This is a genomic window from Cupriavidus sp. WS, assembly GCF_000395345.1.
Taxonomy (GTDB): Bacteria; Pseudomonadota; Gammaproteobacteria; order Burkholderiales; family Burkholderiaceae; genus Cupriavidus; species Cupriavidus basilensis_B.
Map to the genome: position 1 here is coordinate 1 of NZ_AQPL01000161.1, position 16,471 is coordinate 16,471.

14 protein-coding genes are annotated in these 16,471 nt (G+C 72.9%); 5 read left to right on the plus strand and 9 right to left on the minus strand.

Going from position 1 to position 16,471, the window contains the following annotated elements; all coding sequences use genetic code 11:
• Both K206_RS0114080 and K206_RS0114085 read left to right on the plus strand, forming a co-directional pair.
• On the plus strand, positions 1-1,377 hold a 1,377-nt coding region (locus K206_RS0114080; protein ID WP_020203046.1), incomplete at its 5' end, for an aldehyde dehydrogenase family protein.
• A gap of 14 nt (positions 1,378-1,391) precedes the next feature.
• Entirely contained in the window at positions 1,392-2,210 is an 819-nt protein-coding gene (locus K206_RS0114085; RefSeq protein WP_020203047.1) for an enoyl-CoA hydratase, read from the plus strand.
• A 19-nt stretch (positions 2,211-2,229) separates the two neighbouring features.
• On the opposite strand, the gene ada is transcribed toward K206_RS0114085, so the two are convergent.
• The 4 genes from ada to K206_RS0114105 all read right to left on the minus strand — a co-directional run bounded on the left by ada (position 2,230) and on the right by K206_RS0114105 (position 7,609).
• Positions 2,230-3,330: a bifunctional DNA-binding transcriptional regulator/O6-methylguanine-DNA methyltransferase Ada gene (ada, locus tag K206_RS0114090; RefSeq protein ID WP_029043618.1), complete on the minus strand. Its 1,101-nt coding sequence runs from the start codon at positions 3,328-3,330 to the stop codon at positions 2,230-2,232.
• 67 nt (positions 3,331-3,397) lie between these two features.
• The gene (locus K206_RS0114095; protein WP_020203049.1) at positions 3,398-4,108 is read right to left on the minus strand and encodes a 2OG-Fe(II) oxygenase; all 711 of its coding nucleotides are present in this window, start codon (positions 4,106-4,108) and stop codon (positions 3,398-3,400) included.
• A gap of 111 nt (positions 4,109-4,219) precedes the next feature.
• Entirely contained in the window at positions 4,220-5,224 is a 1,005-nt protein-coding gene (locus tag K206_RS0114100; protein WP_029043619.1) for a tripartite tricarboxylate transporter substrate binding protein, read from the minus strand.
• 60 nt (positions 5,225-5,284) lie between these two features.
• Positions 5,285-7,609: an ATP-dependent DNA helicase gene (locus tag K206_RS0114105; protein WP_020203051.1), complete on the minus strand. Its 2,325-nt coding sequence runs from the start codon at positions 7,607-7,609 to the stop codon at positions 5,285-5,287.
• Positions 7,610-7,852: 243 nt separating this feature from the next.
• On the opposite strand from K206_RS0114105, the gene K206_RS0114110 reads away from it, so the two are divergent.
• Together K206_RS0114110 and K206_RS0114115 are read left to right on the plus strand one after the other, a co-directional pair.
• Complete coding sequence (locus tag K206_RS0114110; protein WP_020203052.1) at positions 7,853-9,466, plus strand: ATP-binding protein; 1,614 nt, start codon at positions 7,853-7,855, stop codon at positions 9,464-9,466.
• Positions 9,467-9,610: 144 nt separating this feature from the next.
• Positions 9,611-11,665, plus strand: a complete 2,055-nt coding sequence (locus tag K206_RS0114115) for an NAD(+) synthase (protein ID WP_020203053.1) — start codon at positions 9,611-9,613, stop codon at positions 11,663-11,665.
• Between the two features lie 166 nt (positions 11,666-11,831).
• Here K206_RS0114115 and K206_RS0114120 read toward each other — a convergent pair whose 3' ends face one another.
• Positions 11,832-12,809, minus strand: coding sequence for a LysR family transcriptional regulator (locus K206_RS0114120; RefSeq protein ID WP_020203054.1), 978 nt, complete (start codon positions 12,807-12,809; stop codon positions 11,832-11,834).
• A gap of 97 nt (positions 12,810-12,906) precedes the next feature.
• On the opposite strand from K206_RS0114120, the gene K206_RS0114125 reads away from it, so the two are divergent.
• The gene (locus K206_RS0114125; protein WP_020203055.1) at positions 12,907-14,157 is read left to right on the plus strand and encodes an MFS transporter; all 1,251 of its coding nucleotides are present in this window, start codon (positions 12,907-12,909) and stop codon (positions 14,155-14,157) included.
• 83 nt (positions 14,158-14,240) lie between these two features.
• Here K206_RS0114125 and K206_RS0114130 read toward each other — a convergent pair whose 3' ends face one another.
• The 4 genes from K206_RS0114130 to K206_RS0114145 all read right to left on the minus strand — a co-directional run bounded on the left by K206_RS0114130 (position 14,241) and on the right by K206_RS0114145 (position 16,422).
• Entirely contained in the window at positions 14,241-14,462 is a 222-nt protein-coding gene (locus tag K206_RS0114130; protein WP_020423779.1) for a DUF2188 domain-containing protein, read from the minus strand.
• An 85-nt stretch (positions 14,463-14,547) separates the two neighbouring features.
• A complete protein-coding gene (locus K206_RS0114135) occupies positions 14,548-14,844 on the minus strand; it encodes a hypothetical protein (RefSeq protein WP_020203057.1) in 297 nt (98 codons plus the stop codon).
• A 130-nt stretch (positions 14,845-14,974) separates the two neighbouring features.
• The gene (locus K206_RS0114140) at positions 14,975-15,592 is read right to left on the minus strand and encodes a 2-hydroxychromene-2-carboxylate isomerase (protein ID WP_020203058.1); all 618 of its coding nucleotides are present in this window, start codon (positions 15,590-15,592) and stop codon (positions 14,975-14,977) included.
• A gap of 101 nt (positions 15,593-15,693) precedes the next feature.
• Positions 15,694-16,422 carry an SDR family oxidoreductase gene (locus K206_RS0114145; protein ID WP_020203059.1) on the minus strand — a complete coding sequence of 243 codons (729 nt, stop codon included), beginning with the start codon at positions 16,420-16,422 and terminating at the stop codon, positions 15,694-15,696.
• Positions 16,423-16,471: the final 49 nt, after the last annotated feature.

Sequence of the window (16,471 nt, forward strand, 5' to 3'; positions counted from 1 at the left end):
CCCGCCACGCCGGCCGGCGAGGTCCATGTCGGCGACGCCGCCACCGGCGCGCCGCTGGCCACCGTGACGCTCGGCGGCGCGGCCGACGCGGACGCCGCCGTGCGCGCCGCGCGGCTGGCGCTGCCGGCGTGGCGCGCGCTCGGTGCGCGCGGCCGGGCGCCGTTCCTGCTGGCCATCGCCGATGCGCTGGAGGCCGTGTCCGGCGAACTGGCGCGCGAGATCTCGCGCGAAGTCGGCATGCCGCTCAAGCTGGCCCGGCGCATCCAGGTCGATGCGCCGGTGGCCGCGTGGCGCGCCACCGCGGCGCTGGCGGACAGCTTCGGCTTCGAGCGCACCGTCGGCAATTCGCGCATCGTGCTCGAGCCGGCCGGCGTGGTGGCGGCCATCACGCCGTGGAACTATCCGCTGCACCAGATCACGGCCAAGCTCGCGCCGGCCCTGCTGGCCGGCTGCACGGTGGTGCTCAAGCCTTCGGAGCTGGCCCCGGCCACCACCGCGCGCCTGATCGCGGCCGCCGAGCGCGCGGGCCTGCCGGACGGCGTGCTCAACGTGGTGCTCGGCGGCGCCGCCGTGGGCGAGGCGCTGGTGGCGCATGCCGGCGTCGCCATGCTGTCCTTTACCGGCTCCACCGCGGTCGGCCGCCGGATCGCCGCCATCGCCGCCGGCGACATGAAGCGGCTGTCGATGGAGCTCGGCGGCAAGTCGGCCGCCGTGGTGCTGCCCGGCGCGGACCTCGCGCGCGCGGTCAAGGCCACGCTGGCCTCGTGCATGCTCAACAGCGGCCAGACCTGCAGCGCCACCACGCGCCTGCTGGTGCCGCGCGCCGACTACGCCCAATGCCGCGCGCTGCTGCGCGAGGGCGCGGCGGCGCTGACGCTGGGCGATCCCGCCGACCCCGCCACGCGCGTGGGGCCGCTGCTCTCGGCAGCGCAGAAGGCGCGCGTGCTGGACTTCATCCGCGAGGCCGAGCAGGCCGGCTGCGACCTGGTGGCCGGCGGCAGCGCGGCCGCGGTGCCGGGCAGCGGGCATTTCGTCGCGCCCACGGTGTTCGGCGAGGTGCCGCCCGACAGCCGCCTGGCCAACGAGGAAGTGTTCGGGCCGGTGCTGGCGGTGCTCTGCCACGACTCGCAGGACGACGCCATCGCGCTGGCCAACGCCACGCCCTACGGCCTCGCCGCCACGGTGTGGGCCGCCACGCCGGAGCAGGGCGAGGCGGTCGCGCGCGAGCTGCGCGCCGGGCAGGTCGACGTCAACGGTGGCCGCTTCAACGCGCTGGCGCCGTTCGGCGGCTTCGGCATGTCGGGCGTCGGCCGCGAAGGCGGCGCCTTCGGGCTGGAGGAATTTCTCGAGCCCAGATCCATCCAGCTACCCACTTGAACCGGGACCGACCCATGTACAACGAAATCCAGCTTTCCCGCGCCGGCACCGACGGCCGCATCGCCGTCGTCACCCTCAACCGGCCCGACAAACTCAACGCGCTGACCAGGGTCATGGAAGCCGAGCTGCGCGAGGTCATGGAGCAAGCCGACTGCGACGCCGCCGTGCGCGTGGTGGTGCTCACCGGCGCCGGCCGCGGCTTCTGCGCCGGCATGGACATCGACGAGCTCGAGATCCTGCCGCCGGGCGACATCCGCGCCGCGCAGTGGATGCGCCCGTTCGACATGAACCGGCGCCCCGACTACCAGACCCGCTACGGCTACTTCCCCGCCATGCGCAAGCCCGTCATCGCCGCCGTCAACGGCGCGGCGGCCGGGCTCGGGCTGGTGTTCGCGCTGTACAGCGACATCCGCTTCGCCAGCGACAAGGCCGCCTTCAGCACCGCGTTCGCCAAGCGTGGCCTGATCGCCGAGCACGGCATCGCCTGGATGCTGCCGCGCGTGGTCGGACCCGGCCACGCGGCCGACCTGCTCTATTCGGCGCGCAAGGTCTCGGCCCAGGAAGCGCTGCGGATGGGGCTGGTGAACCGGCTCTACGAGGCCGACAGCCTGCTGCCCGAGACGCTGCGCTACGCCGAGGATCTCGCGCAGAACGTCTCGCCGCGCTCGCTCGGCGTGATGAAGCGGCAACTGGGCGAGGTGCCGTTCCAAAGCCTGGCCGAAGCCACGCGCGACGCCAACGAGGCGATGTTCGCGAGCATCCAGAGCGCCGACTTCAAGGAAGGCGTGGCGCACTTCATCGAGCGCCGCCCGGCGCGCTTCACCGGCGAGTGAGCGAGAGCGCGGCGGCCCGTCACGCCTGCCCCTCGCGCCCGAGCAGTTCCCGCTTGCGCTCCACGCCCCAGCGGTAGCCCGAGAGCTGGCCGTCGCTGCGCACCACGCGATGGCAGGGAATGGCCACGGCGATGTGGTTGGCGCCGCAGGCCTGCGCCACCGCGCGCACCGCCTTCGGCGCGCCGATGCGCGCGGCGATCTCGGCGTAGCTGGCGGTGGTGCCGGGCGGGATCTCGCGCAGCGCCTGCCACACGCGCTCCTGGAATGCGGTGCCGCGCACGTCGAGCGGCAGATCCAGGCCCAGCGACGGCGCTTCGATCAGGCCGACCACGCGCGCGACCAGCTGCTCGAAGCCGGCGTCGCCGCCGATCAGGTTGGCGCGCGGGAACTGGTCCTGCAGCTCGCGCGCGAGCGCGTCGGGGTCGTCGCCGAGCAGGATCGCGCAGACGCCGCGCTCGCTCTGCGCGACCAGGATGGCGCCGAGCGAGCATTCGCCCACGGCGAAGCGGATGTCGGTGTCGGCGCCGCCGGCGCGGTAGCGGCTGGCGGTCATGCCGAGCATCTGGCCGGCGGCTTCGTAGAAGCGGCTGTTGGAGTTGAAGCCGGCTTCGTAGATGGCTTCGGTGACGGAGCCGGCGCGGCCCAGGCCGTCGCGCAGGCGGCGCGCGCGGTGCGCGCCGGCGTAGGCCCTGGGCGTGAGGCCGGTGACGGCCTTGAACACGCGGTGGAAATGGAAGGGGCTCAGGCCGGCCTCGCGCGCGAGCGTGTCGAGCGCGGGCGGCTCGGCGGCGTGCTCGATGCGGCGGCAGGCTTCGGCGACCAGCGCGGCGTGCTGCGCCGCGGTGGCGGACTGGTCGGCGGCGGCGCGTTTGCTGGGGCGGTAGCCGGCGGCCTCGGCGGCCTGCGGCGTGTCGAAGAACTCCACGTTCTCCGGGCGCGGCAGGCGCGAGGGGCTGCTCGGGCGGCAGTAGACGCCGGTGGTCTTGACGGCATAGACAAAATCGCCGTCGGCCGCCGGGTCGCGCGCCAGCACGCGGGCCCAGCGGGGGTCGTGTTCGGTCGGGGAGGTGGCCGGCGTATTGGCCGCAGTACGGGCCGGGGCGTGGGTCGGTTTGGTCATGTGCTCACTGTATGCCGCCGCCGCGCGCCGCGCACTCCGGCGCTTGCGGTCGAATTCCCGGAGGCCGTCAGGCGGCGTCGTGGAAGATGATGCCCAGCACGTGCCGCCGGCCCGTGCGCAGCCGGCTCACGCCGTGGCGCAGCTTGACGCGGTAGCTGCCGCGCGTGCCCTGCACCGGACGCTGGTTCACCGCGAACACCACCGCGTCGCCCTTGCGCAGCGGCACCACCTCGGCGCGCGACTGCATGCGCGGGCGCTGCTCGGTCAGCACGAACTCGCCGCCGGTGAAATCCTCGCCCGGCTCGGACAGCAGGACCGCCACCTGGAGCGGGAACACGTGCTCGCCGTACAGGTCCTGGTGCAGGCAATTGTAGTCGCCGGGGCCGTATTGCAGCAGCAGCGGGGTCGGGCGCGCCTGGCCGGCGTCGTGGCAGCGGCGCAGGAAGTCCGCGTGCCGCGCGGGGTAGCGCGCGTCGATGCCCATCGCGGCATGCCAGCGGTTGGCCACCGGCGCGAGGTGCGGATAGAGCGCATCGCGCAGGTCCCGGACCGGGCCGGGCAGCGGGTAGCCGAAGTACTTGTACTCGCCGCGGCCGAAGCCGTGGCGGCTCATGACCACGCGCGAGCGGAAGAGGTCGTCGCGCGGATAGAGCGCGGCCAGCGCGTCGCAGGCCGGCGGCGCGAGCAGGCCCGCGATGACGGCGCAGCCGTGCTGGTCGAGTTCCTGCCCGATGGCCTCCCAGGGCAGCCTGTCGACCGCCGCCGCGCCTGCCTGCATGACTGTCACGATGGACTCCCGGCGGTGAACGATGATGGGCAAGGCTACGCCGGCGGCGGCGGCGCGTCACTCCGCATCTTGCCGCCGAATTCGGCCGAATTCCGCGCGCGGCTAGTCCGCCCGCAGGCCGATGCGCGCGGCCAGCTTCTGCCAGCGCGCCATGTCCGCGTCGACCACGCCCTGGAACTCGGCCGGCGTGCTGTAGGTGGCGGCAAAGCCCAGTTGCGCGAGGTTGGCGCGGATCTCCGGCCGGGCGACCGCGCGCGCGATCTCCACGTTGAGCTTGCGTACCACCTCGGGCGGCGTGCGCGCCGGCGCCAGGATGCCGAACCACTGGTCGACGTCGTAGCCGGGCAGGCCCAGCTCGGCCACGGTCGGCACGTCCGGCAGGAAGGGCGAGCGCTGGCGCGAGGTCACGGCCAGCGCGCGCAGCCTGCCGCTCTTGAGGTAGGGCAGGGTGTTGGTGAGCGTGTTGATGCTGACGTCGGCCTGGCCGCCCAGCACGTCGGTGAGCGCGGGCGCGCAGCCCTTGTAGGGAATGTGCAGCAGGTCGATGCGCGCCGAGATCTTGAGCAGCTCGCCGGCCAGGTGCTGCGGCGTGCCGTTGCCGCACGAGGCATAGCTGGGCGGACGCGGCGCGCGGCCCGCGGCCAGCAGGTCGGCGAAGCCGTGGATGGGCGAATGCGCCGGCACCGCGATCACCGACGGCACCGAGGCAAAGGCGACGACCGCGCCGAAGTCCTTGCGCGGCGAGAACGGCAGCTTGCCGAACACGGCCGGGTTGATGGCGAAGCTGCTGTTGACCATCAGCAGCGTATAGCCGTCCGCCCGGCTGTGCGCTACCAGTTCGGCGCCGATGTTGCCGCTGGCGCCGGGCCGGTTGTCCACCACCACGGCCTGGCCCAGGCTGCGGCTGAGCTCGGTGCCGACGATGCGCGCCAGCGTGTCGGTGCCGCCGCCCGGCGGGAACGTCACCACCAGCCGGATCGGCCGCTGCGGGAAGGCGCCGGCGCGGGCGGCGGGCGGGCTGGCGCCGGCGCGCGCGGGCGCCGCCGCCAGCGTTGCGCCCAGCAGCGAGATGGCCGCCAGGCGGGGTACCACGGATAGGAATCTCATGTGATGCGGTCTTCGGATGACCGACATGATAGTGCAGCGAGCCGGCGGCGGCAGGCGGCGTCAGCGCCCGGCCGGGTCCGCGGCCTCGATGCCGGCGCCGCGCACGTCCCACCAGGCTGGCAGCAGCGCCCGCACCTCGGGGCGCGCGAAGCGGTCGTCGATCAGGTGGACCACGCCGCGGTCGGCCTCGGTGCGGATCACGCGGCCGGCGGCCTGCACCACCTTCTGCAGGCCGGGGTAGAGGTAGCCGTACTCGTAGCCGCTGCCGAACTCGGCTTCCATGCGCTGCCGCGTGAGTTCGTTGACCTCGTTGAACTGCGGCAGGCCGAGCGTGGCGATGAAGGCGCCGACCAGGCGGTCGCCGGGCAGGTCGACGCCCTCGGCGAAGGCGCCGCCGAGCACGGCGAAGCCGATGGCGCGGCCGCCCGGCTCGAACGCGGCGAGGAAGCCGGCCTGCTCGGCCTCGCGCATGGCGCGCGCCTGCCGTCGCACCGGAATGTCGGGCCAGCCGAGCTCGAACGCGTCCGCCACCTGGCGCAGGTAGTCGTGGCTGCTGAAGAACGCCAGGTAGTTGCCCGGGCGCTCGCGGTACTGCGCGGCCAGCAGCTCGGCGATCGGGCGCACCGAGCGCGCGCGGTCGCGGTAGCGCGTGGAGATGCCGCCGGCGATGCGCACGGCGAGCTGGCCGGCGTGGAACGGCGACGGCACGTCGAGCCAGGCGGCGTCCGGCGGCAGGCCGAGCGTGTCGCGCACGAAGCGCGCGGGATGGAGCGTGGCCGAGAACAGGATGGCGCTGCGCGCCGCGCCGAAGCGCGGCGCGAGGAACGGCGCCGGAATCAGGTTGCGCACGGCGAGGCGGCCCTTGCCGGGGCGCGCCGTCGCGGCCGCGCCGGCGCGGCGGATGTCGAACATCGAATGCGGACCGAACGATTCGGCCAGGCGGCAGAAGTGCAGCGCGTCGAAGTAGAAGCGCTGCAGCGCGGGGCTCACGCTGGCGGGCGCCTCGGCGAGCTGGTCGAGGATGGCGGCGGCGGCGCGCTCGAGCGCGGCGAGGAACGCGGGCGGGATGTCCGCATGGGCCGCGTGGGCCGCGTGGGGCGCATGGGCCGCGCCGGCGGTTTCCCGTGGGCGGGACAGCGCGCCCCATTGCGTGCCGAGGCGGCGCAGCGCGCCGGCCAGCGGTTTCGGCGCGGCGCGGCGCAGCTCGGGCAGCACGGCCGGGTCCAGCTCCGCCGAGTACATCTTGCGCGCGCGCTCGAGCAGGTTGTGGGCTTCGTCCACCAGCACCGCCACGCGCCAGTCGCCGGCGGCGGCCATGCCGTGCAGCATGGCGCCGCGGTCGAAGTAGTAGTTGTAGTCGCCCACCACGAGGTCGGCCCAGCGCGCCATTTCCTGGCCGAGGTAGTAGGGGCACACGCCGTGGGCCAGCGCTGCCTGCCGCAGCGCGGCGCGGTCGAGCACGGGCTGCGCGGCGGCTTCCAGGCGCGCGGCGGGCAGGCGGTCGTAGAAGCCGCGCGCGAGCGGGCAGGCTTCGCCGTGGCAGGCCTGGCCGGGATGCTCGCAGGACTTCTCGCGCGCGGCCAGCTCCAGCACGCGCAGCGGCAGGCCGGGGTTGGCCGCGCGCAGGCCCCGCGCGGCATCGAGCGCCATCTGGCGGCCGGTGGTCTTGGCGGTCAGGTAGAACACCTTGTCGAGCCCGCCCGCCGGCGCGGCCTTGAGCGTGGAGAACAGCGCGGCGCCGGTCTTGCCGATGCCGGTGGGCGCCTGCGCCAGCAGGCAGCGCCCGCCGCGCGCGGCGCGGTAGGCCGCCTCGGCCAGTTCGCGCTGGCCGCGCCGGAACGCCGCGTGCGGAAAGACCATCGCCGCCAGCGCGGCGTCGCGCGCGGCGCGGTGGGCGGTCTCCTGCTCGGCCCACGCGACGAAGCGCGCGCACTTGTCCTCGAAGAACGCCCGCAGCCAGCCGGCGTCGCGCGCCTCGGTGCAGGCCGACTCGCGCTGGCTCGCCATGTCGAAGTACACCACCGCGATGCGCATGGCGGGCAGGCCGAGCTTGCGGCACATCAGCCACGCATAGATCCTGGCCTGGGCCAGGTGCAGCTGCCGGTGGTTTTCCGGCAGCGCGGCCCAGTCGCCGCGCACGGTCTTGATTTCCTCGAGCAGGTTGGCGCCGGCGTCGTAGCCGTCGGCGCGGCCGCGCACCAGCAGGTGCCGGTATTCGCCCTGCAGCGCGATCTCGGCCTGGTAGCCGGCGCCGCGGCGGCCCTGCACCAGCGCGTGCGCGGCCTGCCCCTCGGCGGCGCTCGGCGAGGGCGTGAAGCGGATGTCGAGGTCGCCCTGCTTGGCGGTGAACTCGCACAGCGCGCGCACGGCGACGGTGCAGGTCATCGGGGCGGCGTGCGCTGCGGCGCGCACTGGTCGGCGGGGAACACGGCTGGCGGGGAAGGGCGGATCTGGACTGTATGAATATACAGTATCCGCGCCGCCGCGCGATGGCGGCGCCGGCGCGGGCAGACCGTGCCGCGATTTTTTTGCGTATGCTGCGTATCACGGCGGGCCGCCGCTTCGGGCCGCCGCTTTCCCGAGTCCATGTTCCCCCGAGCTCATGCCGCCCGAGCCCATGCCGCCGCCATGAAAGCGCCTCGCCGCCCGCCCGACTCCGCAGCGCCGCCGCCCGCCGGCGAGGCGTCCGCGCCGTCGCCCGCCGCCCAGCATGGCCAGCCCGACCTGCCCGACCAGCCCGACCAGCCCGGAGAGACCGACTACCGCGCGCTGGTCGACGCCATCCAGGACTACGCCATCTACACGCTCGACCGCGGCGGCCATGTCTCGAGCTGGAGCCCCGGCGCGCAGCGCATGAAGGGGTATGCGGCGGCGGAAGTCATCGGCCGGCATTTCTCGTCGTTCTACACGCCGGAGGCCATCGCCCGGGGCTGGCCCGAACACGAGCTGCGGCGCGCGGTCAGCGAAGGCCGTTTCGAGGACGAAGGCTGGCGCGTGCGCAAGGACGGCTCGCAGTTCTGGGCCAACGTGACCATCACGCCCATCTATGGCGAAGACCGCTCGGTGCGCGGCTTCGCCAAGGTCGTGCGCGACATGAGCGAGCGCAAGCGGCTGGAGGAGATCGAGGCCTCGAGCCGCCGCATGAACGAGTTCCTGGCCACGCTGTCGCACGAGCTGCGCAACCCGCTGGCGCCGGTGCGCAACGCCGTCAACCTGCTGCGGCTGGACACCAGCCTGGGCCCCGGCGCGGCGCGCTGCCGCGACATGATCGACCGCCAGATCAGCCACCTCACGCGGCTGGTGGACGACCTGCTCGACGTGGGGCGCATCACCTCGGGCAAGGTCGGGCTGCGCATGCGCAACGTGGAGCTGGGCGACCTGGTGGCGCGCGCCATCGAGTCCGCGCGGCCGGCGCTGGACCTGCGCGGCCAGCAGGTCGACGTGAGCCTGCCGGCGCAGCCGGTGGTGTTCCGCGGCGACCTCACGCGCCTGGTCCAGGTGCTGCAGAACCTGCTGCACAACGCTTCCAAGTTCTCTCCGGCCGGCAGCCGGATCGCGCTCGGCGCCGCGGTCAGCGGCCGGCTGCTGGAGCTGCGCGTGTCGGACCCCGGCTGCGGCATCCCGGCCGCCGCGCTGGACGACATCTTCCGCCTGTTCGTGCAGCGCATGCCCGCCGGGCAGACGCGCAACGGCGGGCTCGGCATCGGCCTGTCGCTGTGCCGCTCGCTGGTGGAGCTGCACGGCGGCACCATTGGCGCGGCCAGCGCGGGCGAGGGCCGCGGCAGCACCTTCACCGTGCGGCTGCCCTGCACGCCGCCGCAAGCGCCGCCGGCGCAGCCCGGGGCGGCGGCGCGTCCGCGCCCGCTGCGCGTGCTGGTGGTGGACGACAACCGCGATTCCGCCGACAGCCTCGGCATGCTGCTGGAGATGCTGGGGCACGAGGTGTGGGTGGCCTACGAGGGCGAGACCGCGCAGGCGCTGGCGGCGCGCTTCCTGCCGCATCTGGCCCTGATCGACATCGCCATGCCGGTGATGGACGGGTACGAGCTGCTCAAGCTGCTGCGCGCGCAAGCGGGCTTGTCCGGCACCACGTTCGTGGCGATGACCGGCTTCGGGCAGCCGGCCGACCAGGCGGGCACGCATGGCGCGGGTTTCCACGCGCACATGGTCAAGCCGCTGGAGCTGGCGCAGCTGGAGACGCTGCTGGCCGGCGTCGGGCGGCAGGCCGCGCGCGGCGGATAGCATCCGCCCGCGGCGCGGCCCCGCGCGGCGCGCATCCGGCGCGCATCGTAGAATTGCATCATTGCCACGCTGGCGGCGCGTCCGCGCCGCCGCGCCTTTGCCGGCGCCGGGCCGCCCGCCGCGGCCGGCGCAAGGACGAACGAGATGACCGACAAATTCCTCAATATCTATTCCCACGGCTTCGCCCGCGTGGCGGTGGGCGTGCCCGTCTGCCGCGTCGCCGACCCGGCCTTCAACGCGGCCGGCACGATCGCGCTGGCGCGCCAGGCGGCCAGCCAGGGCGCGGCGCTGGTGGCGTTCCCGGAGCTGGGGCTGTCCGCCTACACCTGCGACGACCTGTTCCACCAGCGCGCGCTGCTCGATGCCTGCGAGGCGGCGCTGGGCGAGATCGTCGAGGCGTCGCGCACGCTCGCCACCACGCTGGTGATCGGGCTGCCGCTGCGGGTGGAGCACCTGCTGTTCAACTGCGCGGCGGTGGTGGCCGGCGGGCGCATCCTGGGCGTGGTGCCCAAGACCTACCTGCCGAACTACTGGGAGTTCTACGAGGCGCGGCAATTCAGTTCGGCCGACAACGCCTCGGTCGACGAGATCCGGCTGCTGGGCCAGAAGGTGCCGTTCGGCGCGGGCCTGCTGTTCGAGGCCGGCGACATCGCCACGTTCCGCTTCCACGTGGAGATCTGCGAGGACCTGTGGGTGCCGGTGCCGCCGTCGTCGTTCGCGGCGCTGGCCGGCGCCACCGTGCTGGTGAACCTGTCGGCGTCCAACATCGTGGTGGGCAAGGCCGGCTACCGCCACCAGCTGGTCGGCCAGCAGTCGGCGCGCTGCCTGGCGGCCTATGTGTACAGCTCGGCCGGCAAGGGCGAGTCGTCCACCGACCTGGCCTGGGACGGGCAGGCGCTGATCTACGAGAACGGCGAGCTGCTGGCCGAGTCCGAGCGCTTCGCCGACGACGCGCACCTGACCTTCGCCGACGTCGACCTGGAGCGCCTGTCGCGCGAGCGCATGCACCAGACCACGTTCGGCCACTCGGTGCGGCGCCATGCCGCCGAGGTGGCGAAGTTCCGCGTGATCGGCTATGAAGCCGGCGTGGGCATGCGGGACGCGCTGCCGCTGCGGCGCAAGCTCGAGCGCTTTCCCTACGTGCCGTCCGACGCGCGCCGCCGCGACGAGCGCTGCCACGAGGTCTACAACATCCAGGTGCAGGCGCTGGCGCAGCGCCTGTCGGCCAGCGGCATCCGCAAGGTGGTGATCGGCGTGTCCGGCGGGCTGGACTCCACGCACGCGCTGCTGGTGTGCGCCAAGGCGATGGACCGGCTCGGCCTGCCGCGCACCAACATCATCGGCATCACCATGCCGGGCTTCGCCACCAGCGACCGCACGCTGGTGCAGGCCAGGAAGCTGATGGACGTGGTGGGCTGCGCGGCGAGGGAGATCGACATCCGCCCGAGCTGCCTCGAGATGCTCAAGGACCTGGGCCATCCGTACGCGGCGGGCGAGCCGGTCTACGACGTGACCTTCGAGAACGTGCAGGCCGGCGAGCGCACCAACCACCTGTTCCGCTTCGCCAACCACAACCAGGCCATCGTGATCGGCACCGGCGACCTGAGCGAACTCGCGCTGGGCTGGTGCACCTACGGCGTGGGCGACCACATGTCGCACTACAACGTCAACGCCAGCGTGCCCAAGACGCTGATCTCGCACCTGGTGCGCTGGGTGGCCGAGACCGGCCAGATCGGCGCGGCCGGCTCCGACGTGCTGATCGACGTGCTCGAGACCGAGATCAGCCCGGAGCTGGTGCCGGGCGACTCGGCCAGCGCGCCGCAGCAGAAGACCGAGCATTTCATCGGGCCCTACGAGCTGCAGGATTTCAACCTGTACTACACGCTGCGCTTCGGCTTCACGCCGAGCAAGATCGCCTTCCTGGCGCTGAGCGCGTGGGGCGACCGCGAGCAGGGCAACTGGCCGGAGGGCCAGCACGTGGCGCGCAACCAGTACGAGGTGGCCGACATCAAGCGCAACCTGCGCATCTTCCTCGACCGCTTCTTCCGCACCAGCCAGTTCAAGCGCTCGTGCGTGCCGAACGGGCCCAAGGTGGGCTCGGGCGGCTCGCTGTCGCCGCGCGGCGACTGGCGCGCGCCGAGCGATTCGGAATCGGTGGTGTGGCTGGCGGACCTGGAGAAGGTGCCGGATTCGCTCTGAGGCCGGCGGCGGATTTGCCGGTGGCCGGCGCTATCCCCGCGTGGCCTGCGTGGCCCGCGTGGCCGGCCGCCGGGCGATGCGGGTGCCGAACCGGTTGTCCGGCATGGCCTGCTCGTGGCGCCGCCGGCCGCTGTCCGGGTAAGCGATTCGCGGACAGCATGACTTCCTATTCTTCCGGCCCTGCGGCGGCTCCGCCGGTGGCCGCCATCGCGCGCGGCACCGCTTCGCGCATGGTTTCCACGAAGCGCCGCAGCTTGGCCGGATAGAAGCGCGCATACGGATAGATCAGTTGCAGCGGCAGCGGCGACGCCTGCCATTGCGGCACCAGGTGCACCAGGCGGCCCAGCGCGATGTCGTCGGCCACCATCCACGCCGAGGCCACGGCCACGCCGAGCCCCAGGATGGCCGCGCTGCGCAGCGCGTAGAGGCTGTCGGTGCTCACGCGCGGGCGGAACGCCAGTTGCCGGGTCTCGCCGCTGGCCGCGTGCGTGAGCGTGACCTCGGTGCGGTAGAAGGTGCGGATCGACAGCCAGGGCAGCGCGGCCAGCGCATCGGGTTGCATGTCGGGCTGCATATCGGGCTGCGCCAGCAGCGACGGCGCCGCCACCACGATGCGCGGCACCTGCGCCAGGCGGATCGCCACCACGGCCGGGTCGCTGATCTCGCCCACGTGGATGGCGCAGTCGATGCCGTCGGCGATGAAATCGGGGGTGCGGTCGTGCAGCAGCCATTCCACGTTCACGCGCGGGTGGCGCCCCAGGTACGCCGCCAGCGGGCCCACCAGCCGCTGCTGGCCGAACGCGTGCGGCACCACCACGCGCAGCGTGCCTTCGGGCTCGTCGCGGGCGCCGCGCAGGTCGGCCTCGAACGCCGACCAGCTGCCGACCAGCTCCTTGGCGCGGCCGTAGCAGCGCTCGCCGTCCTCGGTCAGCTTCATCGCGTGCGTGGAGCGCTGCAGCAGGCGCAGGCCCAGCGAGCGCTCCAGCATCTGCAGGCGGCGGCTCACGGTGGGCTGGGTGGTGCCCATCTGCGCGGCGGCGGCGGACAGGCTGCCGGCCTCGACGATGCGCACGAAGGTCTGCATCAGCTCGACGCGGTCGGTGGACGCGGAGGCAGGCTGGGCGGGGGAGCGGGGCGCTTTCATACGCGAAGCGTATATCAGTTGTGCGAAGCGCGGTACTACCGCGCGCGCCGGCGTGCACCCACACTCGGGGCTCTGTCAAAAGCCAAGGGTAGACACCATGACATCCGTCCAAGCCGTGCCAGCCGGCACCGATCCGCATCCGGCCGCCCGGCACCATGAAAGCGAGGCGCCGCGCCTGCCGGCGAGCCTGATCCTGCTGCTGGCCGCGGGCGCCGGCCTGTCGGTGGCGGCGCTTTATTACAGCCAGCCGATGCTGGGCGTGCTGGGCGCCGACATCGGCGCTTCCGACGCCACCGTCGGGCTGGTGCCGACCTTCACGCAGCTGGGCTACGCGCTGGGCATCCTGCTGCTGGCGCCGCTGGGCGACCGCTACGACCGCCGCCGCATCATCCTGGTCAAGGCCGCGGCGCTGAGCGTCGCGCTGCTGGTGGGCGGCTCGGCCTCGGGCATCGGCCTGCTGCTGGCCGCCAGCCTGGCCACGGGCCTGGCCGCGACGATGGCGCAGGACATCGTGCCGGCCGCCGCCACGCTGGCGCCCGAGGCGCACCGCGGCAAGGTGGTCGGCACCGTGATGACCGGGCTGCTGCTGGGCATCCTGCTGTCGCGCGTGGCCAGCGGCTTCGTGGCGGAGCACTTCGGCTGGCGCGCCATGTACGTGATCGCGGCGGCCAGCATCGCGCTGATCGGCGCGGCGGCCTGGCGCGGGCTGCCGCGCTTCCGGCCCACCACGCACCTGCCGTACCGCGCGCTGCTGGGCTCGCTCGGCAAGCTGTGGGTGAAGCACGGCGCGCTGCGCCGCGCGGCGCTGGCGCAGGGGCTGCTGTCGGTGGGCTTCAGCGCGTTCTGGTCGACGCTGGCGGTCATGCTGCACGGCGCGCCGTTCCATCTGGGCAGCGCCGCCGCCGGCGCGTTCGGCCTGGCCGGCGCGGCCGGGGCACTGGCCGCGCCGCTGGCCGGGCGCCTGGCCGACCGCCGCGGGCCGGAACTGGTCACGCGGCTGGGCACCGCGCTGACGGCGCTGTCGTTCGCGGGCATGCTGCTCGCGCCGCTGCTGGCGCCGCATGCGCGCCTGTGGCTGATCGCCGCCAGCGCGCTGGGCTTCGACCTGGGCGTGCAGGTGACGCTGGTGGCGCACCAGACCATCGTCTACGGCATCGAGCCGGGCGCGCGCAGCCGCCTCAACGCGGTGCTGTTCGGCGGCATGTTCATCGGCATGGCCACCGGCGCCGCGCTGGGCAGCGTGCTGCTGGCGCACTGGGGCTGGGTGGCGGTCACGGCGCTGTCCACCGCCACCGCGGGCGCGGCGCTGGCCGTGCGGCTGTGGCCGGGCGCGGCCAGCGCGAGGTAAGCGCGAAGTAAGTGCGGGATAGACGCGGGATAGACGCGAGATCGGCGCAGGATGGGCGCCCGAAGCCGAGGCGGAAGGCGGATTCAGGCCAGCGCGAAGGTGTCCTGCTCGAACGCGCACTGGTTGCAGATCCGGCCGTCGGCCTCGTGGATCAGCAGCGCCACCCCGTCGCGGCGCGCGTCGCGCGTGCCGGCGCGGATGGCGGCTGCCTGCGTGGCATGGTGCGAGTTGGCGTAGCGGGCACCGTCCTGGATCACATCCCATCCGTCGCCGTAGGGCCTGACGTGAAGATATTGCGCTGGCATGGCGTTTCCTGTGGCCGTCTGAGGCTCCATTGTGCGCGGACGGCACGGATTTGCCATCGGTGGCTGTCTGACACGCCCGCGCGGCCTAGGCGTCGGCCAGCCGGTCGGCGAAGTCGCGCGTGACGAGCTGGACGTCGAGGTCGCGCAGCGCCTGTTCGTCGGTGTCGTCGGCGATCTGCGCCACGCTGACCAGGCGGAACGCCACCGCCGTCATCGAGTATTTCTGCTTGTAGACGTCGCTGTAGCGCTTGAGCAGGCGCAGCGCGTCGCCGAGTTCGAGCCGGGTCGCGTAGGCCGCCAGGCGCGTGCGCGAACTGACGAAGGTGTCGATGTGCGGCTCGGTCCTGGTGGCCAGCCATTCTTCAACGGTCAAGAGCAGCATGGAAATCTCCTGCGGATGCGTGGGTCAGGCGTCCGGCGGGAGCGGCTTTGCCTCCTCGTGCCCGGGGCTTGCGGTGCCGCCGCGCCGGCGCGATGGCCGGCGCGGAATGCGGCGGACCCCGATGATAGCCTCAGCCGGCGCGGCGGCGCACGATTTCCTCTTCCACGTCGCGCAGCCGGTCCTTGCCGAAATAGATCTCGCCGTCCACGAAGAACGTGGGCGAGCCGAACGCGCCGCGCTCGAATGCGTCCTGCGTATTGGCGAGCAGTTGCGCCTTGACCTCGGCGTCGGCGATGCGCGCGAGCATCTGCGCGCCATCGAGCCCCGCGGCGTCCAGCGCGGCCCGGATGACCTCGGGATCGTCCATCTTCCTTTCGCGCTCCCACATGTCGGCGAAGACCGTGTCCACGTATGTCTCGAAGGTGCCGTCGCGCTGCGCCGCCACCGCGCCGCGCATGATCTGCAGCGTGTTGACCGGGAAGTGCGGGTTGCGCCGGAAGCCGGCGATGCGGTGGCGCTGGATGAAGCGCCGCATTTCGAGCATGTCGTATTCGGGCTTGTTCTTGATGCCGCCGAACGCCTCGGCCGGCGAGCGGTTGCCGGTCAGGCGGAACAGCCCGCCCAGCAGCACCGGCACGTACTCGAAGCGCGCGCCGGTGCGTTCTTCGATGGCGGGGATGACCTTGTGGCTGAGATAGGCGTTGGGGCTGCCGAAATCGAAAAGGAACTGTACTTTCACGTCGGGCATTTGTCGGTCTCTGTCTTCGGTTTTCGTTCTGGCCGCGGGAGGCGGGTTGGCGCGGGAAACGGCGGGCCGGGCGCTGGGGGGGCTTGCGGCCCGCGGCGCGATCACCAGCTCTCGATCCAGGGGCGCAGGTCGAGCTCGTGGGTCCAGGCGTCGCGCGGCTGCTGGTGCAGCATCCAGTAGGCGTCGGCGATGTGCTCGGGGTTGAGGATGCCGTCCTGCTCCTTGAGCTTGTAGCGCTCGGGGAAGTTCTCGCGGATGAATTCGGTGTCGATGGCGCCGTCGATGATCGGGTGCGCCACGTGCAGCCCCTTGGGCGCCAGCTCGCGCGCCATCGACTGGGCCAGCGCGCGCAGGCCGTGCTTGGCGCCGGCGAACGCGGAGAAGCCGGCGCGGCCGCGCAGGCTGGCGGTGGCGCCGGTGAAGAAGATCGAGCCGCGCTGGCGCGGCAGCATGACCCTGGCCGCTTCCCGGCCCATCAGGAAGCCGGCGAAGCAGGCCATCTCCCAGACCTTGAAATAGACGCGCGCGGTGGTGTCCACCACGTCGAAGCGCACGTTGGCGCCGATGTTGAACACGGCGACCTCGACCGGCGCGATATTGGCCTCGATCTCGCGGAACAGCGCGGCCATCTCCTCTTCCTTGCGCGCGTCGGAGCCGAAGGCGTGCGCGCTGCTGCCCTCGGCCTCGATCTGCGCCACCAGCGGCGCCAGCTTGTCGGCGTTCCTGCGCGTGACGCAGGCGATGTAGCCCTCGCGGGCGAAGCGGCGGGCGATCGCGCCGCCGGTGGCGTCGCCGGCGCCGATCACGAGCACGGCCTTTTTCTGGGTCATCTGTCTTCCTCCGGTTCGTCCTGGGCGGACGATTTTTGCGGAATCAAAA

What these genes read in the sequence shown, in the direction of transcription:
- K206_RS0114095 (WP_020203049.1), bottom strand. Translation starts at nt 4,108, where the DNA reads ATGCAGGCAGGCGCGGCGGCGGTCGACAGGCTGCCCTGGGAGGCCATC.
- K206_RS0114140 (WP_020203058.1), bottom strand. Translation starts at nt 15,592, where the DNA reads ATGCCCGACGTGAAAGTACAGTTCCTTTTCGATTTCGGCAGCCCCAAC.
- K206_RS0114125 (WP_020203055.1), top strand. Translation starts at nt 12,907, where the DNA reads ATGACATCCGTCCAAGCCGTGCCAGCCGGCACCGATCCGCATCCGGCC.
- K206_RS0114110 (WP_020203052.1), top strand. Translation starts at nt 7,853, where the DNA reads ATGAAAGCGCCTCGCCGCCCGCCCGACTCCGCAGCGCCGCCGCCCGCC.
- K206_RS0114085 (WP_020203047.1), top strand. Translation starts at nt 1,392, where the DNA reads ATGTACAACGAAATCCAGCTTTCCCGCGCCGGCACCGACGGCCGCATC.
- K206_RS0114120 (WP_020203054.1), bottom strand. Translation starts at nt 12,809, where the DNA reads ATGAAAGCGCCCCGCTCCCCCGCCCAGCCTGCCTCCGCGTCCACCGAC.
- ada (WP_029043618.1), bottom strand. Translation starts at nt 3,330, where the DNA reads ATGACCAAACCGACCCACGCCCCGGCCCGTACTGCGGCCAATACGCCG.
- K206_RS0114115 (WP_020203053.1), top strand. Translation starts at nt 9,611, where the DNA reads ATGACCGACAAATTCCTCAATATCTATTCCCACGGCTTCGCCCGCGTG.
- K206_RS0114145 (WP_020203059.1), bottom strand. Translation starts at nt 16,422, where the DNA reads ATGACCCAGAAAAAGGCCGTGCTCGTGATCGGCGCCGGCGACGCCACC.
- K206_RS0114100 (WP_029043619.1), bottom strand. Translation starts at nt 5,224, where the DNA reads ATGAGATTCCTATCCGTGGTACCCCGCCTGGCGGCCATCTCGCTGCTG.
- K206_RS0114135 (WP_020203057.1), bottom strand. Translation starts at nt 14,844, where the DNA reads ATGCTGCTCTTGACCGTTGAAGAATGGCTGGCCACCAGGACCGAGCCG.
- K206_RS0114105 (WP_020203051.1), bottom strand. Translation starts at nt 7,609, where the DNA reads ATGACCTGCACCGTCGCCGTGCGCGCGCTGTGCGAGTTCACCGCCAAG.
- K206_RS0114130 (WP_020423779.1), bottom strand. Translation starts at nt 14,462, where the DNA reads ATGCCAGCGCAATATCTTCACGTCAGGCCCTACGGCGACGGATGGGAT.